Here is a 15237-nt window from a genome sequence, read left to right on the forward strand (position 1 = left end):
AGGCCTGCAATCGCAGGCCTTTTTTCTTATAGCGCTATGGTTACCCAGACCAGTCGGTGGTCAGACGATACCTCTTTATCGGTACCGCGTTTACCAATGCGGGCATCGTTCATCAGTAAGCGCCCTGGCTCGCCTTCTGCAGGCCAATACACACCAGTCTCAACGACCGTCAAATCTGCTGAAGGCACTGCATAGTCAGCTTTACTGCCAAAGGTTGCTGTACGCATCGGCGGGAAGGGGTGGTCACGGCGATTTGGCTCTTCAGTTGCTCCGCTTGAGGTCGGTAAAAATTTGCCATCAATGCGGATAACCTCAGGGTGAATATAGGGTTGATTGAGCAGCTGCTGTATGCCATTAAACCGCGAATCCGTAGTGCGGCCCCAAACGGTATCGGCATTTAGATCCCCCATAATTACAAAGCTGTCACCACTAAAACCACCAAATTGGCCTTTATCGTCATAGATACCGGCAAAACCATCGATGTAGTAACGCCAGAATTGATTCTCAGCACTGTTGCGATACTTATTGTTATCGGTAACGGTATCAAACCCAGGCGGTGTTGGGTGCGCTAATAGTGCGTGTATTACTTTATCGCCGTTGGCTGTTGGAATACGGATTGGCGCATCGACGTGATTTTTTGATGATAACCGGATGGCTTGCCATTCGTCATCGCTAAACCAGTTATCGCCGCATTGCATGCCGTCTGGGATCTGCCGACTACCATCACACACATTAATGGTGGGATTAACAGCTTGGGGCAAATCTTTGCGCTTAAAGGTTTGGAAAGTACGTGTATTGGCAGTATCAATTTCGTATTTCGACATCAAGGCAAATGCGTAGTGCCCGTGGTAAAACCCAAAGCCGTAGGCATCATTAGGGTTGGTTGGCGAGTAACCATTATTAGCTAAATCCATACCCGACGGTAGGCCAGTATTGGTGGCGTAGTTGGCAACAAATGGGTAGGTGATAGGCGCTAAGCTTTTGCCACCATCTACGCTATCGAGATTTTGGCTAATACTTAGATAATTAGCTTGAAAGCCTTGCAACGCTTGATAATTCTCACCGTAGCCGTCGTTGTTAAATTCGTTAAGCAGTAGCACATCCGGGCGCACAATTTGGATAATGGCCGCGACATTGCGGATTTGAATGATGCGTTCTGCGAGGCGGTGATCCGCCTCGTTAAGGCTCTTCGTTCGCCAACCGTCAATCAACGCATCCTGTTGCGCAACCGACATATTCATAAATTCAATCCACTGAGCAAAGTTTTCAGTGGGATCACCATCGTGAGCAAATGACACATTAAACTGGGCGAAAGTCACAGATTCTGGTGTTGTTTCTACAACCTCTTGTTCGTGTTTGGCCACCGAGCAGGCAAATAATATGGATGAAAGCACGCTAACGACAGCGACTTTAACGGCAGAATTGAACATAAATCTTCTCAACTTAATAAGAACTAGAGATATTAACTATCAGGATAAAACAAAAACGGCGAATTCCAATAATAGAATTCGCCGTAACTAGCGTTCGCGTAATAAACCGTTAGAACTCAGACGGAGCGTCTGGCACAGTCAATTCGCGCTTGGGATTGCGCTCAAGCTCTTTGAGCAATTCCTCGACTGCACGTTCTAGCGAGGGATCCTGTCCTTTGTACACCAACTCTGGACGGTCAATAACTTCGATGTCCGGCACCACACCTTCATTCTCTATGATCCAGTTACCTTCGTTATCCAAAATGCGGAATGTCGCCGCGATAACTTGGCCGTTATCAACCAGTGATGGGTTACCCGAGATACCGATTAAGCCACCCCACGTGCGGGTACCAATCAGTAAACCTAAACCGGCTTGTTTAAAGTAATACGGCAGCGCATCGCCCCCCGAACTTGAATAGCCATTTATCAACATCGCTTTAGGGCCGTCATGAGCAAGCTGCGGTGTTTGTGTCGGCTCAACACCACGGCGCTTCCAGTAGTTCAGCGGCTTGCGCGCTAACCAAGTGAGCATATGCTCTGGAATAAAACCACCACCGTTGTAGCGATCGTCGATGATTAACGCGTCTTTAGTGGTTTGCGGCATAAAGGTTTTAAATAGCTCGCGGTGACCATCTAAATGCGTATTCGGTAAATGTACATAACCAATCTTGCCGCCCGATAGTTGGTCAACATAGTCCATTCGTGATTTAACCCACTGGCGATAACGCAAGCCTTGCTCACTGGCAATGGGCTTAACCAGCACTGTCCACGTATCCCGTTCGTTGGGAGAACTGCTCAGTATCAGCTCAATGGTGCGGCCTTGGGTGTTTTCGAGTAGCTCGTAAACATTGTCAACGTCTGCCGTGCTCTGGCCTTGGATCGCAATAATATAATCACCGGCACTGGCTCTTACGCCTGGCTCATCAAGTGGTGAACGGAAGTTCTCATGCCAATTTTCACCTTCAAATATACTCGCAATTTGCGCATATCCAGATCGATGTTTGACTAACTCTGCACCAAGTAAACCGTGTTTTTTGCGCTCGGCTTTGGGCATATCACCCGATTGAACATAGATGTGGCCAGCGTTGAGCTCACCAGCAATTTCACTGAATACATAATCAAGGTCGACACGATGTGCCACTGCTGCAGCCAGTGGTGCATAGGTGTCGCGGATCGCTTCCCAATCTTGACCGTGATGGTTTTCATCATAGAACCAATCGCGCAGCGTTCGCCAACCTTCGGTGTACATTTGCGCCCATTCTACACGAGGGTCAATTTTGAGCATCATGTCATCAAGCGCGATCTTGTTTTTATCAAGATCTTGATTTTCTTTCGCTTCAACAATGCTGTACTTATCACCTGAGCGGACTAGCACGTGGTCGGTATTCGCTGATACCACATAAGCATTTACACCATTGGCAACGGTCTGGACTTTACCTTCTCTGCCTGTGCTGATGATATGTAAAGTTGACCCAGACATTGCCAACACACCATTGTTGGTGCCTGTTAACGCACGATAATCTCCCGCAGGGGCGGCGAGAACTTCAACGCGCTGTGCAAAACGATCAGCTTGAACCGCATTACTCAACGCGCTCTCACTCTTTTCGTCAGTTGTACCTGCAATCGCCACCTCATCACTTTGCAAACCGTTAAGAGCTGGCACATTGTCGTTAACCGCAACACCATAGATGCGCGTGGCTTTGTTATATAAATAATCGAACTCGTAACTGCCAAAAGTGAGATTGAAATCACGCTCTGAGGTGAAGAATAAATAGTTACCGTCGGGTGAGAAAGTAGGATTACGCTCTGAAGTCATGCTGTCGGTAAGGCGCATCACATTGCCGCTATCTAGGCTATACAACCACAGTGAGCTATAACGGTTTTCATCGTTTTTAACATAGACCACATCATTGCTATTGGGCGACCATGTATATTCAGTTAACCCATCCTCGTCAAAGCGCGCGGTATCAATTTGAGTTTGTTTGGCAGTCTCAATATCCAACACCCACAAAATGTGATTGTGATCAGAAAAGAGCAGTTTTTTGTTGTCCGCTGACCAGATAGGTGTATGGCGCCAAATCGTGCCGTTGCTAGTTAATTGGCGGCTCTCACCGTCGTTGAGACGATCTTTTAGGTAAATCTCATATTCGCCAGTGGCATCGCTTAAGTAGGCAATGTACTGACCATCAGGCGACCAACTCGCTGCAATCTCGCGACTGGCAGGGGAGTGTGACAAGTTGCGCGTGACACCATTGCTTTTGGGTACTGAAAATAGCTCCCCACGCGCGGTGAATAACGCGCGCTTGCCGCTGTTATCAACACTCATCGAATCAATAAAGCCACTCGCGTTAAGACTGTAAGGCTCTGCGTATTGACGCACGCCAGGGATGTTAATGGTTAACTGAGTTGTCTCATTAGTTTGCGGGTCGAATCGATACAGGTAGCCACCATTTTCATACACAATAGCGTTAGGACCTGCTGAAGGCCAAAGCACATCGAAAGTCGAATGGTTAGTCAGTTTTACGGGCTCACCGCTGCGTTGGTACTTGTACAAGTTGAGCGTAAATTCGCGGTCGGAAACGAAGTAAATGTTATCGCCGACCACTGTTGGTTGCTGATCGGTAGCGCGATGCTCAGTGAGTTGCTCAGATGTATGGTTTTCTAAATCGTAAACCCAAACATCTTGAGCACGGCCACCGCGTGTGCGCTTCCATGTTCGAAACTCACGGTCAATCGGCGTGTAAACAAATTTAGTGCCATCCGGTGTTAGCATACCTCCACCTGTTTCAGGGATGGGAAGTGGTTCTTCCATACCGCCATTTACCGATACTTTATACGGCTGTCCCATGCGCACGCCCCAAGGCAAACGGTTGGCTCTAAATACGATGTACTGTCCATCGGAGGTCCAGTCTAAGATACGGTAATCGAAGCCACCGCGTGGTGGCATTGGGCCGACATCGTTATAAAACGTCAGTTGTTTTACACCCGAGCCATCAGCGTTCATTACATAGACTTGGCGACTGCCATTGTATTCAGCTGAGAAGGCGATTTTAGAGCCGTCAGGTGAAAACTTAGGAAACACTTCATAACCAATATGGTCGGTTAAGCGTTGACTTTCGCCAGTAGTGTAGTCGGCAATGTAGATATCGCCAGCATAAACAAATGTAACTTTGTCTTGGTGAATGTCAGCAAATCTAAGCAGGCGCGTGTTTTCTGTCGAGTAACTGTGCGCGTTACCTGCTATGAACGCGAGTAGTAGGGTGAGTATTTTATAGTGTTTTAATCTCATCTGTCATTCCGTTATCAGTGATATCGCTTGAGTTGCAAGGCGATAAATATAGTGCACTTAGCCATAAAATGGCGAGTGCTTTTCAACGATCTGTTGAGTTGATGTTCGATGATAGTCGGTTGTTTACAAAGTGCTATGTCATCGGTCTTGTTAATCGCTTTATTTGACCTAACGCTTATTTAACACACTAAATAAGTTATGTTTTTTTAGCTGTCACAAGATCTACCTTTGCGTTGTTAGTATGTTATAATATCACGCTATAAGATTTTCACCGATGGAAAAGTGCGTCAATGAAAGTTGTTTTGAATAGGCTAATTCCAATGTGTACCCTGTGCTTGCTTGGCTCAGCTACAGCTATCGCACAGCAACCGCATGTGCATGGCGCTGGCAAATTATTCGTTGGTCAAGAAAATCAAACCTGGGAATTGATGTTCGAAATCCCGGCAGCAAACGCGATTGGTTTTGAGCACTTACCGACGAGTGATGCGGAAACTGCACGTATAAAGACTTACATCAACGCGGTAGAAAACAACAAAGCCTTGGTGATAGCAGAAGCAGGTTGTCGTTTACGAGGGGCTGAACATGCAATCGATGAAGTGTTTTTAAGTGCAGTTGATGAGCATCACGAGCATGACCACGACCACGATAAGCATGCTCATCACCACCAAGATAAACACGAGCATCATGACCATGACGGTCATGAGCATCATGGTGAACATTACAGCGTCGAATTTACACTGACGTTCACGTGTGAAAACGCGACGAATGAATTCGTTATCAATGTGTTTGACGGTGCGTTTGGTCTGAATGAATTAAATACCGAGTGGTTTACCGAGAGTGGGCAAGGTGCAACGACCTTAACACCAGCGTCTCGAACCTTGAAGTTTGATAATTAGGAACTTTAATGCGAAAAATTGTTGATGCGGCAGATAAAACAGCGATCAGTCTGTCGATCCTTTGTACGTTGCAATGTTTACTGTTACCCGTTGTAATGGTGCTGGTACCTGCTATTTCGGGATGGCTGGTGTTTGATGATGAAATTTTTCATCTTTGGCTATTGTTTTTTGTTTTGCCAATTAGCACATTTGCCGTAATTTTTGGTTTTTATCATCACCGCAACGCCCGTGTTGCAACGATCAGCTGTGTTGGCATGGCACTACTAATCATCGCTGCAGCATTTGGTCATGATATCTTTGGTGAGGTGGGTGAAATTGGCCTTACAGTGGCAGGCTCTTTGTTTATCGCATATGGTCATCTGAAGAACTTTTCACTGCGTCGCAGACCTGCGTGCGTGATTACCGAAAGTGCCTAGTGCGAACGAAAATCGTCTGGCTGGCCGATAAACTCATTTATTTCAGACACCGCTAATTCATATGCTGAGGTTCCTAACGGGTCCTCGTATAAGCCTTGATTGAGAATTCCAGAAAACAGATATGCCTCGCTCAACGCTGGCAGTTGAAAGCCCGGGGAGAGTCGCGCGAAAATAATCTGATTGGGTGGCGGTGGTGGAAAATGAATACACGCACCGTAATACGGCACAATAAAAACCAAACTGGGCGTTTGGTCAGGGTGAAACTCAATTGGCACTACAAACCCCGGAATACTTACCGCTTTCCCATCAAAGTCACTCACGGTTTGCGTAGAGCGCATGGCTGCTTGATAGTCTAAATCACTGCTGGCTTCAATCGAACGGAGAATTTTTTCAGTCAGATCAGAAACAGTTTCGGGTTGCTTAGTTTGATATTCACTGAGTATCTGTTTTTCATACTCGGGAAGCAGCTGTGACCACTGGATGTCGATTCGGTCTGAGTGTACGTATTGAGCTAAGAGGGCTTGGTCATCAGTGGTATAAACGCTACCAGAATCAAAGCTCAACATGACTTGCAATGCGCTATCGTTATTGATGACGATATAGCTAACAATCATGCCGAATAACAAAAAAATGAATGTGAACGGCAGCAGTAATTTATTGCGCATGAAAGCCTTAATTCAAGGGCTAAAACAATTAAAAAGCAACAACCTTTACTTGTTGCACATAGGTGTACGGGGCGCCATTGCGCTCAGCTGAAACACGAATCTTAACGTAGTGCGTACCTTTGCTTTGCGCTGAGAAATTCAACGAATACTCGCCGTCTAACTGGCCAATGGCTACTGGCGCGTCAGCACCTAAACGCAAATCATCCTGGCTGGAGAACTCCAACTGCGCATCGCGATAATCTAGCGGCAACTGATAGTTGATTTTCACCACACCAGGCTCATTGACTTTAATCGCCATGGCACGCGGGTGTTTGAGTACGAACCCCTCTTCGTTTGTGGGCGCCTCGGCTTTACTCATCATCGGGTGATTGGCACCGAATGCGCCAAACATTGGAGTGTCATGAAATTCGCACGCAAATGTTGCGCTTGTGGCAGCTAGAAAAACTAGCGCAGTTGACGATGTCATTAAGCGTTTCATTTCAGTCTACTCCTCGTACAATTGCAATGAATCAAGCATAAGTCGATACGCAGATATACCAAGATCAGTTTCACTTTGCTCGATTTTTAATGTGCCTTCAAACCAAAAGGGTTGCTGTAGTGAATCTAATTCGAAACCTTCGTCGGTTTTTGAATACAGGATCTGATTGGGTGCAGGTGGCGGCAGGTGCAAACAAGCGCCAAAGTAAGGAACTACAAAAAACTCAGTGACTAGATTGTTTTCATCATTGGCCAACGGCACAACGAAACCAGGGATACGAATCGCTTTATTCTCAAGTTCACTCACCACTCGATCAGATTTTAACACTTCATAAAAGCGCTTGGTGTCTTCGTCAACGTCTTTCAGATCATTTAAGGTCGACATATTGTCCATCGATGATCCGTCTTCAATGCCACTCAATAATTCCGGAGGATTTAAATAGACATTGAGGTCATCAATAGGAAGTAGCTCAATCCATTCAATCGTTTGATATTCGACCTTATCTTCTGCTTGGATGTTAAACGAAAACAACAAGACAACGCTAAATGCGGCAAATGATGTAAGCAGAAACTTACGGAAAGCTTGTAAACTCAATGCTCTTTTCCCCCTGAAACGGTGTATGTATGTTATAACATCAGCCTTATCAATGAAATATATTTGGCCTTTAGCAGTTTTTTAAAGAGTGAATCGCAGTGACTAACATAGCTATTGATATTCAAAACCTTCATTATCAATATCGCGGTAAAAATAAACACAACCCGTTATTCCACATTCCTAAGTGGCAGGTCGAAGCCGGGGATACTGTATTTCTACACGGCAAATCTGGCACCGGCAAGTCTACAGTGCTGAATTTACTGTCGGGCATATTAAAGCCCCTTAATGGTGATTTGCATTTATTGGGCGAAAACTTCGGTGCTATGAAAGGCGCTGCAACGGATGCGTTTAGAGCAAAGCATATCGGTGTAGTTTTCCAAGTGTTCAATTTGATTCCGTATTTACCTGTGCTTAAAAACATAGAACTGGCCGGTTACTTCGCTAACAACAAAACAGACATAGAGTCTGTCAAAGCAATGCTAGCAAGCTTGGCATTACCTGAAGAGGTTTTGATGCAGCCGGTTAGTCAACTCAGCGTTGGTCAACAACAAAGGGTGGCTATTGTGCGAGCCTTGATCAATTCCCCCGAAATCTTATTAGTTGACGAGCCTACTTCGGCACTGGATAGCTCGGCACGCGATGCCTTTATGCAGGTTCTGATGGATGTAGCAAAGCGCAAGAATACGACGATGATATTCGTCAGTCACGACCAATCGTTAGCGAAATACTTTCATCAATCGTTAGATGTTGCATCACTGTTTGCAGTAGAGGAGCATTAATCATGTTGCTGACTGTTGCCAAACTGAGCTTAATTAGCCGCAAGAAAACCGCAATTCTGACGTTTTTATCGTTAACTATTAGTCTTTTAGTGTTGTTCAGTGTTGAGCACACTCGACTTGAGGCCAAAAACAGTTTCAATCGGTCGATATCTGGCACTGACTTGATTGTTGGTGCACCGAGTGGACAGCTAAATTTACTGTTGTACTCAGTATTCCGCTTGGGCTCACCGACTAATAATATCAAATACAGCAGTTATGAATTATTAGCGGAAAATCAATTGGTCGATTGGGCTATTCCCATATCCTTGGGTGATTCTCACAAGGGGTTTCGCGTGGTAGGCACCAATAAAAGCTACTTTGAGCACTTTCGCTATGGCAGTGACCGCGCCTTAACTATCGAGACGGGTGAGGCTTTTAGCGGCCTATTTGAAACCGTCATTGGCGCTGATGTAGCTGAAGAGCTCGGATATAAAGTTGATGATGAAATAGTCATCGCCCACGGTATTGGCGCGACCAGTTTTAAAAACCATGACCAAGCACCATTTCGCATCGCGGGTGTTCTTAAGCGGACGGGAACGCCAGTAGATAAAACTGTGCATGTGAGTCTCGAAGCGATTGAAGCGATTCACTTACCGGTCTCAAAGTTACTTGAATTGGTTGACGATCCCAACGCAGTAGAACTTGAGCCAGCGACAATCACAGCCGTGTTATTGGGGCTCAATTCGCGCTTAGCGACTTTTCGTTTACAGCGAGAAATCAATAACTATCCGAGCGACCGCTTAATGGCAGTACTACCCGGTGTTGCGATGACCGAGTTGTGGTCATTGGTGGGAACAGTTGAAAATATTCTGCGTTTCATTGCTGTGTTGGTATTAATATCAGCCTTATTTGGCTTGTCGACGATGTTGCTCGCGTCCATGCATGAACGGCGCAATGAGATAGCGGTACTGAGAATTTTGGGGGCGGGACCCAAGACGATTGTGACGCTCATCTTATTGGAAGCGTTATTGCTGGCAATATTGGCAATAGTTTCAGCGATTGTGATCTTGACCGGTGCACTATTTAGCCTAAATGAGTTTTTGGCCGCTGAATATGGCCTGTTCTTAACCTGGAATATATTTACGCTGGAACTCTTGTACGTCAGTTTGGGAGTGATTACAGCGACAACTATCACAGCAGCGTTACCTTGTTATGAGGCGTATAAAAGCGCGATCTTGCAGCAGTTGTCGAATACACGTTAAGAGCCGTTAGGTAAAACGCTAAAAAAAAGAGCATCGTTGTTGCCAACGATGCTCTTTTTCTGTCAGGGAGTTGCTTAGAAAGTACCGCGAATACCCAGAACTAAGTTACGACCTGGACGAGGTGCCAAGTCTTTGAGGAATGACGTATGCACACGCGCCTCTGTATCGCCAAGGTTTTCACCTTTAAAGTAAACCTCCATGGATTGATTCATCACCGGTAGCGTGTAAGCCACGTCTAGATCCACAAGGGTGTAACCATCAGTAGCCGTTTCGAACTCGGCAATGCGGTCTTGCGACTGGTAACGAGTGATATCCAGGTTGGCGGTTAAGTCTGAGGTTTGATACGACAAACTTGTCCCAAAACGCATGGGTGACGTACGCGGTAGGTCGCCACCGTCTTTTAAACGGGCTCTTACGTAGTCAGCGAAACCAGACAGAATAAACTCGTCATTCATCTGCCAGCTAACTTGCGCTTCAAAACCGTTTAATATCACATCGTCACGCGCGAATCGCAAAACGGGCAATTCACCTTCATGCTCGTGCTCATCTTCGTGCATCTCGTCGTCATGCATGTCTTCTTCATGTCCATGCTCTTCTTCGTGATCATGTCCATCTTCGGCATACAAACCGGTATCTAATTGATAGTAATAGTTATCAATCTGGTTGTAGTACAAATTGAAGATGAAGCCAACATCACCTTCGGTTTTACGCCAAGTAAGATCGATATTGGTAGAGGTTTCTAGCTCACCGAAATCAGCGTTAAATTCAAATTCCGTCTCGCCATCGTGCTCTTCAGGTACAAATAGCGCGCCAATTTCATACGTACCTGTACCGATGTGCGGACCGAACGACAGCAATTCTGCAGAGGAGGGCGCGCGCTCTGAACGCGATAGGGCAAAACCAACGTTGTAACCGGGTTGGTAATCCCATACAACACCAGCCGATAAGCTAATCGGTGTGAAGCTTTCGTCATAGGAAAAGAGCTGTGACTCATCGTGGTGTTCGCCTTCATGCTCTCCTTCATGCTCATGCGCCTCATCGTGGTCGTCTGCGTCGTGCTCATCGTGTCCATGTGACTCGAGTTCCGGCAGAGGCACTGCATCGGCGGTGATATTAACGTGCTCGATACGCGCACCAAATTGGAACAAGAAATCACCGAAGTGGCGTTCTTCTAAAAGTGCAAGTGCGAGCATTTCTGTTTCTGACGGCGGGGTAAAGGCTTCTTCGCCTTCAGCGACAAAGTCACTGTTTTTATAATGCAGACTTAAACCACCTTTGAAGTCGTTAATGCTGCGGTGGAACCCGTCTAAGCGAAATTCGACAGTTTCATTTTGGAATACGGTACCGATTTCACCCTCTTCAATTTCAGCGTGCTCGTAATCGGTGTAACCTGCGCGCACGTTAACTTGGCGAAAGAAACCATCAGCAAAATCGAATTGTCCTTGAATTTGAACGCGCGTTTGCTCAAGGTCGGCATAAACCTCCTCGCCGTGCTCGTGCACACCTTCTTCGTGCTCCTCGTCATGCTCGTCTTCATGGCCGTGCTCTTCTTCTCCGTGGCTGTGACCCGGGATGCCATATTCACGATTAAATTGCTCGATTGATAAACCAATATAGCCGTTATCCATCAGGTAGCTAGTGCCGAAAGTAAATCCACTGGACTCTTCCGCGCTATTTTCAACGATACCGTCACCGCCGTGCTCGCCTTCGTGATCATGTTCGTCTTCATGATCTTCGTCATGCAGCTCAGCTTCGCCAGGGATCTCGTAATCTTCAGAGTCGCGGTAGTAGCCATCAAAGTAAAAGGCCAGACTATCGGTTCCAGTAGTAAAGTTAAACGCGCCAAGTTTCTCGTCATCGACAGTGCCAGTTTGAACTAGCCACTCACCTTGAGTTTCGTTAGTTTTGGGCACGCTCTGATCGACAACATTAACCACACCGCCTATCGCGCCGCTGCCGTAAAGCAAGGTCGCGGGGCCGCGGAATACCTCAATCTGTTGTGCGGTAGACGCTTCTGAAGCGACAGCATGGTCAGGACCAACGCGCGATACGTCACTGACATCCAAACCATTTTGCGCGATTAACACCCGAGGGCCACTGAGTCCGCGGATAACCGGGGTACTTGCGACTTTGGCATGAAAATTAGAATGAACACCGGGAAGGCTTTCCAGCGTATCACCGAGCGTAGCCGCTTGTTGGCGGTCAAGCTCTTCGCCACCAATTACGCTGACAGGTAGGGCGGATTCCATCGCTGACAAGTGAATCGGAACAGCCGTAACATCGATGATTTCAATGGGGGAGCGCTTCAATACAAAGGTCAAGCTTTCGCGGTCTGTATTGTCGAGTTCAACATGGGTGTGTAAATGGCTATAACCCTGAGCTTTAAAATGTAGCTCATTCAATCCAATCGACAAGCGGTCGAAAGTAAACTTGCCTGACTCATCTGTTTTTACTTCGATATTGCTACCTTCTAACACAATATGAGTATTTGGGATTGGCTCGCCTTTTTCATTGACCACTGTGCCTTCCAGTGACTGGGCATTCGCCTGCATAGCAAATGCCGCGCTTAACAATAATGCTAGCTTTGTTTTTCTCATGATATCCGCTTAAATTCCAAAAGATTGGTAATGTTATATTGTAACTAAATTTATGGATTGGTATGTTATATTGTCACAATTGCCAAGTAAACACATTGAACGGAAAAAATGTGCATCCCATCGCGTTAAACCGCCATTTTTCCTGTGGTGGTGAGGAATAGAGCTTTATTTTTGACCCAGTTTACTGTCGCGATAATTTTCCAAATACACGGTAGATTGAGTCGGGAAATCTGAAAAAAGCGTGTAAACTGATTTTACAACAGTTCTGTGTACCTATTGTATCGGCTTGATTATTGCGACGCAGGGTGTGTGGTTTAAAAGAATGAGAAACGTACAGAAGAATTAGAGAATAAACATGGTTACCAGACGACAGTTTAATCTTGGTATGGCTAGCCTGGCCTTTACTGGATTATTTACCCATTTCAAAGCACTTGGCGCATCACCTTCGCGCATCGCCATGGCCGCTGAGAAAGCGTACGGCCCGCTCTTGCCCGATCCCAACGGTATTTTGGACTTGCCTGCTGGTTTTAGTTATCGCGTTATTTCAAAGTTAGGCGATATGATGAGTGATGGCTTACCTGTGCCCGATCGCGCCGATGGCATGGGCTGTATAGCCATTGATGAAGAACGGGTAGTGCTAGTGCGCAATCATGAGATTGCACCATCAAAAGACTTTGCAGAACAGCTCAAGCATTTACAGCCATTCAAAAATCAAGCCTACGATAGCATTAACGGCGAATATCCTTTGGCAGGTGGCACGAGCAACATCATATACAACACTAAGACGGGTCAAATTGAAGACCAATTTATGTCATTGCTTGGCACGATTAGAAACTGTGCCGGTGGCACTACACCGTGGGGCAGTTGGTTAACATGCGAAGAAAACGTCGCAACGGCATCTGAACATCTAGGTAAAGATCACGGTTTTGTATTTGAGATACCGGCATCCGCTACTGGTTTGGTCGACCCCATTCCGCTTAAAGATATGGGGCGATTCAATCACGAGGCCACTTGCATCGATCCCAGTACCGGAATCGTTTATTTGACTGAAGATCGGCCTGATAGTTTGTTTTATCGTTTTATCCCCAATAAGCCGGGCCAACTGCAAAAGGGCGGTATTTTACAGGCGCTGGCAGTGAAAGGTCAGCCACAATTTGATACGCGCAATTGGTCAACACCACAAATGCCAATGCTCCAAGCGTTTGACAGTGAGTGGATAACGCTTGATGACGTATATTCAAAGAATGACGACCTTCGTGAGCGTGGTCACGCAAAAGGCGCTGCCGTGTTTGCGCGTGGCGAAGGTATCCATTTTGACAATGGTGAGATGTATTTCTGTTGCACCAGCGGTGGTGCTGAGGAACTTGGACAAATCATGCGCTACGTGCCTTCGTCGGCTGAAGGTACACCAGCCGAAAAAGAAGCGCCGGGTCAATTGAGTTTGTTTTTAGAGAGCCCCGATAAAAGCACGTTTAATTACGGTGATAACATCGTTATTGCACCCAATGACCACTTAATTGTGTGCGAAGACCAATATTCCGATACGGTAAACAACCATTTGAAAGGCGTCACCCAAGATGGACAAACCTATGATTTGGCCGCAGTGCGCTGGCAGACTGAACCTGCAGGCGTATGCTTCTCTCCCGACGGCTCGACATTATTTGTGAATCTGTATTCACCCACGGCAACCATTGCCATTCAAGGACCATGGGAGCAGTTTAAGGCGTGAGTAAAGTGCAAGCCGTTCCAACTAACATCATAACCGGAGCCTTAGGTGTTGGTAAAACGACGCTAATCCTTTCGTTACTGACGCAAAAACCAGCAAACGAAAAATGGGCAGTATTAGTTAACGAATTTGGTGAGGTTGGCATTGATGGCGCCTTAATGAACGCGCCTGATCAGCAAGTATTTATTCGTGAGGTCCCGGGTGGATGCATGTGCTGTACATCAGGGCTCCCCATGCAAATTGCATTAAATCAATTACTCGCCACGGCAAAGCCCGACAGGCTTTTGATTGAGCCCACAGGGCTGGGGCATCCAAAAGAAGTATTACAAACGCTCTCTGAGTCCCATTATCAAGAGGTTCTGAAATTACAATCTACGCTTACGTTGATCGATGCGCGTAAGTTGCGCAGTCAGCGCTGGCGCGAGCATCCAACGTTTAGAGAGCAGCTGGAAATTGCCGATGCTATTGTGGTGACTAAATCAGAACATTACGAACCACAAGAAAATCACAATTTAATCGCGCACCTCAAAGAGGTTGGTGTTAGTGATAAGCCTCGTGTGTACACGCATACGGAGCCGCTCGCGTTATCACTTTTGAACGATTTAGAGCGCCAGTCAGAGCAACTCAAACTAAATGCTCAAGAATATGAGCACCACCAAAACCATAGCCATGACCACAGTCACCATCATAAGCTCGAAGACCATTATTATCAGCCTTCACCGATTGAACTGGGTGAGGGCTCTCAAGATGTCTATAAAGTGGCCAATCATGGGCAAGGGTTCTTTTCCTATGGCTGGATCTGTTCTGGTCAACGCAAATTTGAATTAGATAAATTGAAAACCTTATTTGGCGCTATCGATACCGAACGATTAAAGGCGGTGATGCAAACTGAGCAGGGCACCTATGGCTTTAATTTAGCTGATGGCTCATTGGAAGTGACTCAACACACCTATGATAAAGACTCGCGGATTGAGTTTTTAAGTGATGATGAACAACAGGCAATTAAAATTGCTGACCAAATTGAAATTGAGTTAGGTTTACGAGTTTAAATTCCCGTCGATAAGTGTCAGGTTATTTTACAATACTG

General features: G+C 46.2%; 12 protein-coding genes. 6 read left to right on the plus strand and 6 right to left on the minus strand.

Going from position 1 to position 15237, the window contains the following annotated elements; all coding sequences use genetic code 11:
- Positions 1 to 26: 26 nt before the first annotated feature.
- Both QTP81_RS07470 and QTP81_RS07475 read right to left on the minus strand, forming a co-directional pair.
- Positions 27 to 1430, minus strand: coding sequence for an endonuclease/exonuclease/phosphatase family protein (locus QTP81_RS07470; protein ID WP_289364729.1), 1404 nt, complete (start codon positions 1428 to 1430; stop codon positions 27 to 29).
- Between the two features lie 109 nt (positions 1431 to 1539).
- A complete protein-coding gene (locus QTP81_RS07475; RefSeq protein ID WP_289364730.1) occupies positions 1540 to 4758 on the minus strand; it encodes a S41 family peptidase in 3219 nt (1072 codons plus the stop codon).
- Between the two features lie 290 nt (positions 4759 to 5048).
- Here QTP81_RS07475 and QTP81_RS07480 point away from each other — a divergent pair, with 290 nt between their 5' ends.
- Positions 5049 to 5654: a ZrgA family zinc uptake protein gene (locus QTP81_RS07480; protein ID WP_289364731.1), complete on the plus strand. Its 606-nt coding sequence runs from the start codon at positions 5049 to 5051 to the stop codon at positions 5652 to 5654.
- Positions 5655 to 5662: 8 nt separating this feature from the next.
- Positions 5663 to 6070: a MerC domain-containing protein gene (locus tag QTP81_RS07485; RefSeq protein ID WP_289364732.1), complete on the plus strand. Its 408-nt coding sequence runs from the start codon at positions 5663 to 5665 to the stop codon at positions 6068 to 6070.
- Here the strand turns inward: QTP81_RS07485 and QTP81_RS07490 are convergent.
- Genes QTP81_RS07490 through QTP81_RS07500 form a run of 3 tightly spaced genes read right to left on the minus strand, consistent with a single transcriptional unit; the run spans position 6067 to position 7807 of the window.
- Positions 6067 to 6735: a DUF3299 domain-containing protein gene (locus QTP81_RS07490; RefSeq protein WP_289364733.1), complete on the minus strand. Its 669-nt coding sequence runs from the start codon at positions 6733 to 6735 to the stop codon at positions 6067 to 6069. The genes QTP81_RS07485 and QTP81_RS07490 overlap by 4 nt on opposite strands.
- Positions 6736 to 6763: 28 nt before the next feature.
- The gene (locus QTP81_RS07495; RefSeq protein ID WP_289364734.1) at positions 6764 to 7213 is read right to left on the minus strand and encodes a hypothetical protein; all 450 of its coding nucleotides are present in this window, start codon (positions 7211 to 7213) and stop codon (positions 6764 to 6766) included.
- Between the two features lie 6 nt (positions 7214 to 7219).
- Positions 7220 to 7807 (minus strand): DUF3299 domain-containing protein, encoded by a 588-nt coding sequence (locus tag QTP81_RS07500; RefSeq protein ID WP_289364735.1) that lies wholly within the window; start codon positions 7805 to 7807, stop codon positions 7220 to 7222.
- A gap of 98 nt (positions 7808 to 7905) precedes the next feature.
- On the opposite strand from QTP81_RS07500, the gene QTP81_RS07505 reads away from it, so the two are divergent.
- Positions 7906 to 8586 (plus strand): ABC transporter ATP-binding protein, encoded by a 681-nt coding sequence (locus QTP81_RS07505; protein ID WP_289364736.1) that lies wholly within the window; start codon positions 7906 to 7908, stop codon positions 8584 to 8586.
- Positions 8587 to 8588: 2 nt separating this feature from the next.
- Complete coding sequence (locus QTP81_RS07510; RefSeq protein ID WP_289364737.1) at positions 8589 to 9827, plus strand: ABC transporter permease; 1239 nt, start codon at positions 8589 to 8591, stop codon at positions 9825 to 9827.
- 74 nt (positions 9828 to 9901) lie between these two features.
- On the opposite strand, the gene QTP81_RS07515 is transcribed toward QTP81_RS07510, so the two are convergent.
- Entirely contained in the window at positions 9902 to 12427 is a 2526-nt protein-coding gene (locus QTP81_RS07515; RefSeq protein ID WP_289365607.1) for a TonB-dependent receptor, read from the minus strand.
- Between the two features lie 352 nt (positions 12428 to 12779).
- Here QTP81_RS07515 and QTP81_RS07520 point away from each other — a divergent pair, with 352 nt between their 5' ends.
- Complete coding sequence (locus tag QTP81_RS07520; protein ID WP_289364738.1) at positions 12780 to 14153, plus strand: alkaline phosphatase PhoX; 1374 nt, start codon at positions 12780 to 12782, stop codon at positions 14151 to 14153.
- Entirely contained in the window at positions 14150 to 15199 is a 1050-nt protein-coding gene (locus QTP81_RS07525) for a CobW family GTP-binding protein (RefSeq protein WP_289364739.1), read from the plus strand. The genes QTP81_RS07520 and QTP81_RS07525 overlap by 4 nt, the downstream gene beginning before the upstream one ends.
- Positions 15200 to 15237 lie beyond the last annotated feature (38 nt).

Source organism: Neoalteromonas arenosi (assembly GCF_030362855.1).
In the GTDB taxonomy this organism is placed as follows: Bacteria; Pseudomonadota; Gammaproteobacteria; order Enterobacterales; family Alteromonadaceae; genus Alteromonas_E; species Alteromonas_E arenosi.

Coding starts and splice junctions, on each gene's coding strand:
- QTP81_RS07495 (WP_289364734.1), bottom strand. CDS start 7,213: ATGAAACGCTTAATGACATCGTCAACTGCGCTAGTTTTTCTAGCTGCC.
- QTP81_RS07510 (WP_289364737.1), top strand. CDS start 8,589: ATGTTGCTGACTGTTGCCAAACTGAGCTTAATTAGCCGCAAGAAAACC.
- QTP81_RS07475 (WP_289364730.1), bottom strand. CDS start 4,758: ATGAGATTAAAACACTATAAAATACTCACCCTACTACTCGCGTTCATA.
- QTP81_RS07490 (WP_289364733.1), bottom strand. CDS start 6,735: ATGCGCAATAAATTACTGCTGCCGTTCACATTCATTTTTTTGTTATTC.
- QTP81_RS07485 (WP_289364732.1), top strand. CDS start 5,663: ATGCGAAAAATTGTTGATGCGGCAGATAAAACAGCGATCAGTCTGTCG.
- QTP81_RS07480 (WP_289364731.1), top strand. CDS start 5,049: ATGAAAGTTGTTTTGAATAGGCTAATTCCAATGTGTACCCTGTGCTTG.
- QTP81_RS07470 (WP_289364729.1), bottom strand. CDS start 1,430: ATGTTCAATTCTGCCGTTAAAGTCGCTGTCGTTAGCGTGCTTTCATCC.
- QTP81_RS07520 (WP_289364738.1), top strand. CDS start 12,780: ATGGTTACCAGACGACAGTTTAATCTTGGTATGGCTAGCCTGGCCTTT.